10 protein-coding genes are annotated in these 7686 nt (G+C 45.1%); 7 read left to right on the top strand and 3 right to left on the bottom strand.

Features of this window, described 5'->3' with window-relative positions; translation table 11 throughout:
- The first annotated feature begins 144 nt into the window (after positions 1 to 144).
- From dprA to BLO31_RS18540, 3 genes are read left to right on the top strand one after another with little or no spacing between them, the layout of a single operon-like run.
- Complete coding sequence (gene dprA / locus BLO31_RS18530; protein ID WP_070970283.1) at positions 145 to 1269, top strand: DNA-processing protein DprA; 1125 nt, start codon at positions 145 to 147, stop codon at positions 1267 to 1269.
- Positions 1266 to 1745: a DUF494 family protein gene (locus tag BLO31_RS18535; protein ID WP_070970285.1), complete on the top strand. Its 480-nt coding sequence runs from the start codon at positions 1266 to 1268 to the stop codon at positions 1743 to 1745. The genes dprA and BLO31_RS18535 overlap by 4 nt, the downstream gene beginning before the upstream one ends.
- A gap of 15 nt (positions 1746 to 1760) precedes the next feature.
- The gene (locus BLO31_RS18540; RefSeq protein ID WP_070970288.1) at positions 1761 to 2324 is read left to right on the top strand and encodes a DNA topoisomerase family protein; all 564 of its coding nucleotides are present in this window, start codon (positions 1761 to 1763) and stop codon (positions 2322 to 2324) included.
- Between the two features lie 41 nt (positions 2325 to 2365).
- Here the strand turns inward: BLO31_RS18540 and BLO31_RS18545 are convergent, their stop codons facing one another.
- Positions 2366 to 3499 (bottom strand): 5-(carboxyamino)imidazole ribonucleotide synthase, encoded by a 1134-nt coding sequence (locus BLO31_RS18545; protein WP_070970291.1) that lies wholly within the window; start codon positions 3497 to 3499, stop codon positions 2366 to 2368.
- A gap of 5 nt (positions 3500 to 3504) precedes the next feature.
- Positions 3505 to 3990, bottom strand: a complete 486-nt coding sequence (purE, locus tag BLO31_RS18550) for a 5-(carboxyamino)imidazole ribonucleotide mutase (RefSeq protein ID WP_070970296.1) — start codon at positions 3988 to 3990, stop codon at positions 3505 to 3507.
- Between the two features lie 183 nt (positions 3991 to 4173).
- On the opposite strand from purE, the gene tsaC reads away from it, so the two are divergent.
- The 4 genes from tsaC to BLO31_RS18570 all read left to right on the top strand — a co-directional run bounded on the left by tsaC (position 4174) and on the right by BLO31_RS18570 (position 6835).
- Positions 4174 to 4731, top strand: a complete 558-nt coding sequence (gene tsaC, locus BLO31_RS18555) for an L-threonylcarbamoyladenylate synthase type 1 TsaC (RefSeq protein WP_070970299.1) — start codon at positions 4174 to 4176, stop codon at positions 4729 to 4731.
- 23 nt (positions 4732 to 4754) lie between these two features.
- Positions 4755 to 5672 carry an oxygen-dependent coproporphyrinogen oxidase gene (gene hemF, locus BLO31_RS18560; RefSeq protein WP_070970303.1) on the top strand — a complete coding sequence of 306 codons (918 nt, stop codon included), beginning with the start codon at positions 4755 to 4757 and terminating at the stop codon, positions 5670 to 5672.
- 63 nt (positions 5673 to 5735) lie between these two features.
- A complete protein-coding gene (gene aroE, locus BLO31_RS18565; RefSeq protein ID WP_070970305.1) occupies positions 5736 to 6569 on the top strand; it encodes a shikimate dehydrogenase in 834 nt (277 codons plus the stop codon).
- Entirely contained in the window at positions 6569 to 6835 is a 267-nt protein-coding gene (locus BLO31_RS18570) for a DUF1488 family protein (protein WP_070970307.1), read from the top strand. The genes aroE and BLO31_RS18570 overlap by 1 nt, the downstream gene beginning before the upstream one ends.
- On the opposite strand, the gene BLO31_RS18575 is transcribed toward BLO31_RS18570, so the two are convergent.
- Positions 6828 to 7376 (bottom strand): gamma carbonic anhydrase family protein, encoded by a 549-nt coding sequence (locus tag BLO31_RS18575; RefSeq protein WP_070970310.1) that lies wholly within the window; start codon positions 7374 to 7376, stop codon positions 6828 to 6830. The two genes, BLO31_RS18570 and BLO31_RS18575, sit on opposite strands and share 8 nt — an antisense overlap.
- Positions 7377 to 7686: the final 310 nt, after the last annotated feature.

The raw sequence follows: 7686 nt of genomic DNA on the forward strand, positions 1-7686 counted from the left end.
TAAATGACAGCATCAAAACAATTTTTGAGCACGTTTCTCTTGTGTTTTATGCCTATCAATGTCGTTACTTTTGCTTGAGTGCATAAGGGCACTCGTTACTTTGATTGGCTGTATCTTCAATAAACCGAGGAATATGAGGTGACAATGGATGAAGCATCGGAATTTGCTTGGTTGAGATTGTGTTGCTCTCCGGGTATTGGTCCTGTCTCTATCCAGCGATTACTTGAACACGCTTCAATTTCTCAGCTTTCAGAACAACTGCGTAATAATGAAAAACCGAAAGCCCTTACCGACTCACAATGGCAAGCCTTTAAGAGTAAAAGTGAGAAAACCGCGTCTGGTTGTTTATTTTGGAAAGAGCAAGGTGCGAAAAGGTACGTTATTCATTTGGGTCACCCCTTCTATCCACCTCTGTTGAGTGGTATTTCCGACCCACCTCCGATTTTGTTTGTTGAGGGGCACCCTGAGTCTCTTCAATCTCCGCAAATAGCCATAGTAGGAAGCCGAGATGCCAGTATCGATGGAAGGCAATTAGCGCAGGAGTTCGCGACAACATTAGCCCAGCAAGGTTATACCATCACCAGTGGTTTAGCTTTAGGGATTGACGGTATTGCTCATCAAGCTGCTATAGATGCACAAGGCACGACAATTGCCGTGTTGGGATCGGGATTGAATCGAATTTATCCATCGAGACACAAGGGACTGGCAAGCCGAGTCACGCAGTCAGGGGCATTGGTCTCAGAATTTTACCCAGATGTTCAACCTAAGTCGGGGCATTTCCCCCGACGTAATCGCATTATTAGTGGCCTTTCTGGTGGCGTGTTGGTTATTGAGGCCAAAAGGCGGAGTGGTTCTCTGATCACCGCCGACTTTGCCCTTGAACACGGCCGAGAGGTTTTTGCTATCCCTAGCTCCATATACAACCCGCACGGAGTAGGAACAAACAGCCTCATTAAGCAAGGTGCGAGCTTAGTCTCTTGTCCCTATCAAGTGGTTGAAGAAATTAATCGCTACTTTCACGGGTCTTTTTCTAGTGTTAAAGCAGAGAAAAGAACGCAGCCACAACAAATAGATACCAAAGAAGAATTGCCATTTTCGCATCTGTTAGCTAACGTAGGAAGTAAGGCAACACCGGTTGATATTCTTGCACAGCGCACCAATATACCTGTACAAGAAGTGATGAAACAGCTGTTGGAGCTAGAGCTAGCAGGAAAAGTCGTTTCAGTTTCCGGTGGCTATATAATAAAAAGAGGGAGGGGCGAGCAATGATGATGGATATTTTGATGTATCTATTCGAGACTTACATCCACAGCGATGTTGAGTTGCAAGTCAATCAAGATGAACTTGAAGAAGAGCTTCTTCGTGCGGGTTTTCATCAAAAAGATATTTATAAAGCCTTGGTTTGGCTTGAAGACTTAGCTGCTTTGCAGCAAAGCGAGCGCCATTCTGCTATTTCTGTTTGTAGTGCAGCTGCGTCCACGCGAATTTATACCAATCGCGAAAAAGCTCGACTTAATATGCAATGTCGCGGCTTTATTCTGTTTCTTGAGCAAGTAAATGTACTTACCACAGAAACCCGTGAAATGGTGATTGACCGCGTGATGGGACTAGAGACCGAAGAGTTCGAACTAGACGACCTGAAATGGATTGTTTTAATGGTTCTATTTAACGTCCCAGGCAATGAAAATGCTTACACGCTAATGGAAGAGCTCTTGTATAGCAAAGAACAAGGGATCTTACACTAAGCGTGACAGGTTGTTATGAGCGGTAAAATTGATCACCAACTCTTCACGGCTCATGAACATGCCTTAGAGCATGAGCCGTGCCCTAAGTGTCAAGGCGAGCTACAGGTTCGCCACGGTAAACACGGCCCTTTTTTAGGGTGTTCTAGCTACCCCAAATGCGATTACATAAAACCTTTACATCAAAATGATGGCCACATTGTCAAAGAGCTTGGTGTACCGTGTCCGGAATGCGGCAATGAGCTGGTTTTACGCCAAGGCCGTTATGGGATGTTTATTGGTTGTAGCGACTTTCCAAGTTGTCAGCACATCGAGCCTCTTGATCAGCCTGAGCCAGAGTCTGAAGAGCATATTCCTTGTCCCGAATGCAATAAAGGGCAATTGGTTGAGCGAAAAAATCGGTTTGGTAAGGTTTTCCACGCCTGTGACCGTTATCCAAAATGCAAATTTGCCGTCAATCTTTCCCCAGTTAAGGGCAAGTGTGAAAAATGTGGTTTTGGTTTATTGGTAGAGAAAAAACTCAGCAGCGGAACTAAGATGATTTGTGCAGAGAGGAAGTGTCAGCACACTCAGGCAGGTTAAAAAAACGGCGTTGAAACGCCGTTTTTTATACGTTGGCTATTTTACTGATTGAAGCTTTTAGCAAACTCGTGAACCGCTGGGTAAGCAGACTCATCAAGTACATCTGCCAGTGTGCAGAGCTTGCGTTGTAGTTCACCAGTATAATCACCGCATACGTTGATGTGGCCCATTTTACGTCCGGCGCGCTTCTCTTTACCGTACCAGTGTATATAACACCCTGCCATCGCAATCACTTCTTCTGGAAGCGTGTCTTCACCGAGGATGTTGATCATGCTGGTTTCACGTATGAGCTTAGTGCTACCTAGTGGAAGCCCACACACTGCGCGAAGGTGATTTTCGAACTGGCAAGTCTCAGCGCCCTGTTGGGTCCAGTGGCCTGAGTTGTGTACGCGAGGTGCAATTTCATTCACCAATAACTCGCCGTTGACGTCGAAAAACTCAAGAGCCAACACACCTACATAGTCCAAGCTGTTTGCTACAGCCGTAAACATCGCTTTTGCCTGTTGTTGAAGGTCAACGGCATCAATGGCTGTTGATAGGCTCAATACACCATTGGTATGAACATTCTCTGCCAAAGGGTATACTTCGACGCTGCCGTCTTTAGCGCGAGCTCCTACAAGAGAAACTTCTCGTTGAAATGGAACAAACTCTTCAGCCACAATGGCTTGTGTTGGTGTTGCTGCAATACACGCTTCCATCTCTTGCCAGATACCGTCCACCTGACTTAACTCTTTTAAGCGCCATTGACCTTTGCCGTCGTATCCACCTAAAGCACTCTTAAGCACCATAGGTAAACCTACTTTTTCAATGGCTTGCTCGAAATCTGTTCGGTTGTTGATGACGTGGTATTTCGCATTGCGAACACCAGCGTTATCAAGCAAGGCTTTTTCAAGGCGGCGATCCCCACCGGCTTTAATCGCTTCTGGTGTAGGTAAGAACTTACCGCTTTGCTCGCAGATATCTAACACATCGTGAGGAATATGTTCAAACTCAGCGGTAACTACATCAGCCGCAGCAATCCCCGCTTCTAAGCTATCGTTAACCACGGCCTGTGTTAGAGGGTGTACGACGGTTTTTGAACCAACATCGTATGCAGATACTTGAATGTTTAAAGGAGCCCCAGCGAGAGACATCATTCTCGCTAGCTGACCAGCACCTAAAATTAGAACGTGCATGAAAATCAGTCCTCAGCAGGGTTTGGATTAGCCAGAACCGTTTCGGTTTGTTCAGTGCGGAAAGCTTCAACTTTGGCCATTACCGTTTCATCGTGAGTACCGATGATTTGAGCGGCTAGAATACCTGCGTTTGCCGCGCCAGCTTCACCAATCGCTAGTGTGCCTACAGCGATGCCTTTTGGCATTTGAACGATAGACAATAGCGAGTCCATTCCTTTTAAGGCGCGAGATTGAACAGGAACACCCAGAACAGGAAGACTAGTAAAAGCTGCTGCCATACCAGGAAGGTGCGCTGCACCTCCAGCGCCAGCGATGATAACTTTTATTCCACGCTCTTTAGCGCTGTTAGCGTAGTCAGCAAGTAGTTGGGGAGTACGATGGGCTGACACCACTTTGGTTTCATATTCTACACCAAACTTTTCCAGCATCTCTGCTGCCAGTTTCATGGTTGGCCAATCTGATTTTGAACCCATAATAATGCCGACTTTCATCTCATACTCCTAAAAGCTACACAGGTAAAAAGGAAATTTGTGCGCATTATACGAGGATTTACCCCTGAAGCAAACGTTTGCGCTCTTATCCTAGCGCTTATTTTTGCCAATTAACCTTAGTCACTGGATGGCATTGTGAGTACACTTATCAACAAATCAGTATGACTCCCTAAACCAACCCCAATGAGTAATTTAGATAAAACCCTGAAAGCTTTAGAAAATGAGCAAGTAATCGCCTATCCGACCGAAGGGGTTTTTGGTGTGGGGTGCGACCCCGATAGCGCTCTAGCATTAAAACGTTTACTGACACTAAAACAAAGACCCCAAGAGAAGGGGTTAATACTTGTTGCTGCCAGCTATAAACAGTTAGCTACCTATGTGGATGAAAGCCAGCTTTCATTGCAGCGACTAGAGGAAATAAAGCAGTCGTGGCCTGGAGCGGTCACTTGGATAGTTCCTGCTGATAAAAAAGTATTAAGCTTGGTAACAGGTGGGAGAGATACGGTTGCCGTGCGTGTCTCGGATCACCCCCTAGTGATCGAGCTTTGCAATAGATACAACAAGCCCATTACCTCAACAAGTGCCAATTTGAGCGGTTTGCCCGCTTGTATGAATGCCAAAGAGGTTCTGGAACAATTGAATTGTCATGATGTTACTATTTTGGACGGTGAAACGGGTGGACGAAATAAACCCAGTGAGATCCGTGATGCTCAAACATTAAAAATCATAAGGCAGGGTTAACCTGTTTATAACAAGGAAGAAGAATGTCAGCGATCAATAAGCAAGCTGTGAAAAAGTTTCTACTCAACCTTCAAGACTCAATTTGCCAGCAGTTAGAAAATGCAGACGGAGAGGGTAGATTTGTTGAAGACGCATGGGAAAGAGAACCGGGAGAAAAGCTCGGTGGTGGCGGTCGAACTCGTGTAATGAATAATGGACTCGTTTTTGAACAAGGCGGAGTTAACTTTTCTCATGTTGAGGGAAAATCCATGCCAGCTTCTGCTACTGCTCATCGTCCTGAGTTAGCGGGTAGGAGCTTTGAGGCTATGGGTGTCTCTTTGGTTATTCATCCTAAAAACCCTTATATCCCTACATCACATGCAAACGTACGCTTTTTTATAGCGGAAAAAGAGGGTGAAGCACCTATCTGGTGGTTTGGCGGTGGATTTGACTTAACGCCATTCTACCCATTTGAAGAAGATTGCCAGCACTGGCACGATACCGCAAAAGCACTTTGCGCGTCCTTTGGCGAAGAGGTATACCAAGAACACAAAGAGTGGTGTGACAAATACTTTTTCTTACCGCACCGAGACGAAACACGTGGTATTGGGGGCCTGTTCTTTGATGACCTAAATCAGTGGTCTTTTGATGAGTGCTTTGACTATATAAAAGCGGTCGGTGAAGGTTATTGTGACGCGTATGTCCCTATTGTCGAAAAACGAAAAGAAACTCCTTATGGTGAAAGAGAGCGGGAGTTTCAGTTGTACCGCCGTGGACGCTATGTGGAGTTTAATCTTGTTTATGACAGAGGAACCTTGTTTGGTTTGCAAAGTGGTGGCCGAACCGAATCCATTTTGATGTCTATGCCACCCTTAGCCCGTTGGGAGTATTCTTATACCCCAGAAGCCAACTCGCCAGAAGCTCGTTTGTATAGCGATTACCTTAAGCCGAGAGAGTGGTAGCAAGTTAAGATCAATAGTGATAGGGTCATCTGAAAAGATGGCCCTGTTTTTTAAGGAAGGAAAATGTCAGCCGACACCGATCGTTATGTGGTATTTGGTAATCCCATAGGTCACAGTAAGTCTCCGTTTATTCACACACTGTTTGCTCGTCAAACCAATCAAAATTTGACCTACGCCACTTTCGAACCAGAGGTGAACGGCTTTGAAAAAGCGGCAACGGATTTTTTTACCCAAGGTGGTCGCGGGTGTAATGTGACGGTTCCTTTTAAAGAAGATGCCTTTCAATTTGCTACTCGATTAACGGAACGGGCCAAACTCGCCGGAGCCGTCAATACCTTAAAAAAACTCGATGACGGAGATATTATCGGCGATAACACAGACGGTGAAGGTCTGGTCCAAGACTTATTGCTCAATCAAGTTGAGCTGGTAGGGGCGAAAATTCTAGTCATAGGTTCCGGCGGTGCGGCGAGAGGTGTTATCAAGCCTTTACTAGACCAAAAACCAGCCAATATCACGATTACCAATCGAACCTTTTCTAAAGCTCAAGAGCTCGCCAATATTTTTGGTGCGTTTGGAGAAGTGAAAGCGATTGAGATGGATAAAGTTCAGCAAAGCTTCGATATTATAATTAACTCTACGTCAGCGAGTTTACACGGGCACTTACCAGAGATATCTTCTGCTATTTTCACACCTTGCTCCGTTAGCTATGACATGATGTATGGAAAAGAGGACACTCAGTTTAATCAGTGGGCGAAATCCAACGGTGTAGTCAAGTGTATTGATGGATTGGGTATGTTGGTGGGACAAGCTGCGGAAAGCTTTATGCTCTGGCGTGGGCTTAGACCGGGTGCCAAACAGATATTGCGCGAACTGAGAAAGAATTTGCAGGGGGCTTGATGAATCAGTCGATTTTATTTCCCGATATACAGACTTGGGATGAAGACGGTAAAAGAGTGATTTTTTCCGCACAGCAGTCAGGCGCGCTTATTGAGTGTTTAGTCTCTATTGATGAGCTTAGTAAACTGTCGGGGCAAGCCGTGAAAAGTGGTGATGAGGCAATAGCGATCTTTAAACAATACCGCTTTGATATAGAAGAGCTGGCTGAAGAATGCATAGAAGATGAAAACTTCAACCCGCTCGGACAGATAGAAGTGGTTAGTTGAGATCGACGACTTCCTCTAAATAGTCATTTTTATTTTGAACATAGTTATCCGCTGACTTTCGCAAAAACGCTTGTTCCGCTTCTTTTAAAGGTCGAGCTTGTTTGACTGGGCTACCTACATAAAGGTAGCCGCTCACCAGTGTTTTCCCCGGAGGAACTAAGCTACCAGCGCCTATCATCACATCATCTTGAATAGTGGCACCGTCGAGAACAATAGATCCCATCCCTACGAGAACCCTGTTTCCAATCGTGCAGCCATGTAGCATTACCTTGTGGCCTATAGTGACGTCGTTACCTATTAATAATGGGTAACCGTCAGGGTTTTGCTTATTTTTGTGGGTGACATGAAGAACCGAACCATCTTGCACATTTGTTCGATCTCCGATGCGAATATGGTTCACATCCCCTCTAGCAGCAACTAAAGGCCAAATACTGCTATCGTCTCCTAAAACGATGTCGCCTACTAAAACCGATGTTGAATCGATATAGACGCCTTGGCCAACCTTTGGGCTTATACCTTTATAGCTACGTAATGAGCTCATAAATTCTCCTTAAATCGCACCTCATTAGTAGAGTTGAGCGCAGAAAATGGTGCATTTTGAATAGAAAAACGCCAAACAGGAAAAAAATCAAAAAAAAGCGCAAAAAGGGGTTGCCAACGTGACGGTGATCTCTATAATGCCCCCTCGCTGACACGGCAACGCTCCAAAAGGAATGAAGACGAATCAGCAAGGCACTTTTAGCCAGATAAATTATCTGAAAAAAGTTTTGAAAAAAGTGGTTGACACTAAAACTTAACTCGCTAAAATGGCCGCCTCTTGTTGAGTGACACTGGTCACAAACAAGAACGCT

This window comes from Vibrio sonorensis (assembly GCF_001854765.1).
Lineage (GTDB): Bacteria > Pseudomonadota > Gammaproteobacteria > Enterobacterales > Vibrionaceae > Vibrio > Vibrio sonorensis.

Excerpts from the sequence above, each read along its gene's own strand:
- BLO31_RS18570 (WP_070970307.1), top strand. The coding sequence starts at position 6,569 with ATGAATCAGTCGATTTTATTTCCCGATATACAGACTTGGGATGAAGAC.
- purE (WP_070970296.1), bottom strand. The coding sequence starts at position 3,990 with ATGAAAGTCGGCATTATTATGGGTTCAAAATCAGATTGGCCAACCATG.
- BLO31_RS18575 (WP_070970310.1), bottom strand. The coding sequence starts at position 7,376 with ATGAGCTCATTACGTAGCTATAAAGGTATAAGCCCAAAGGTTGGCCAA.
- BLO31_RS18540 (WP_070970288.1), top strand. The coding sequence starts at position 1,761 with ATGAGCGGTAAAATTGATCACCAACTCTTCACGGCTCATGAACATGCC.
- dprA (WP_070970283.1), top strand. The coding sequence starts at position 145 with ATGGATGAAGCATCGGAATTTGCTTGGTTGAGATTGTGTTGCTCTCCG.
- BLO31_RS18545 (WP_070970291.1), bottom strand. The coding sequence starts at position 3,499 with ATGCACGTTCTAATTTTAGGTGCTGGTCAGCTAGCGAGAATGATGTCT.
- aroE (WP_070970305.1), top strand. The coding sequence starts at position 5,736 with ATGTCAGCCGACACCGATCGTTATGTGGTATTTGGTAATCCCATAGGT.
- hemF (WP_070970303.1), top strand. The coding sequence starts at position 4,755 with ATGTCAGCGATCAATAAGCAAGCTGTGAAAAAGTTTCTACTCAACCTT.
- BLO31_RS18535 (WP_070970285.1), top strand. The coding sequence starts at position 1,266 with ATGATGATGGATATTTTGATGTATCTATTCGAGACTTACATCCACAGC.
- tsaC (WP_070970299.1), top strand. The coding sequence starts at position 4,174 with ATGAGTAATTTAGATAAAACCCTGAAAGCTTTAGAAAATGAGCAAGTA.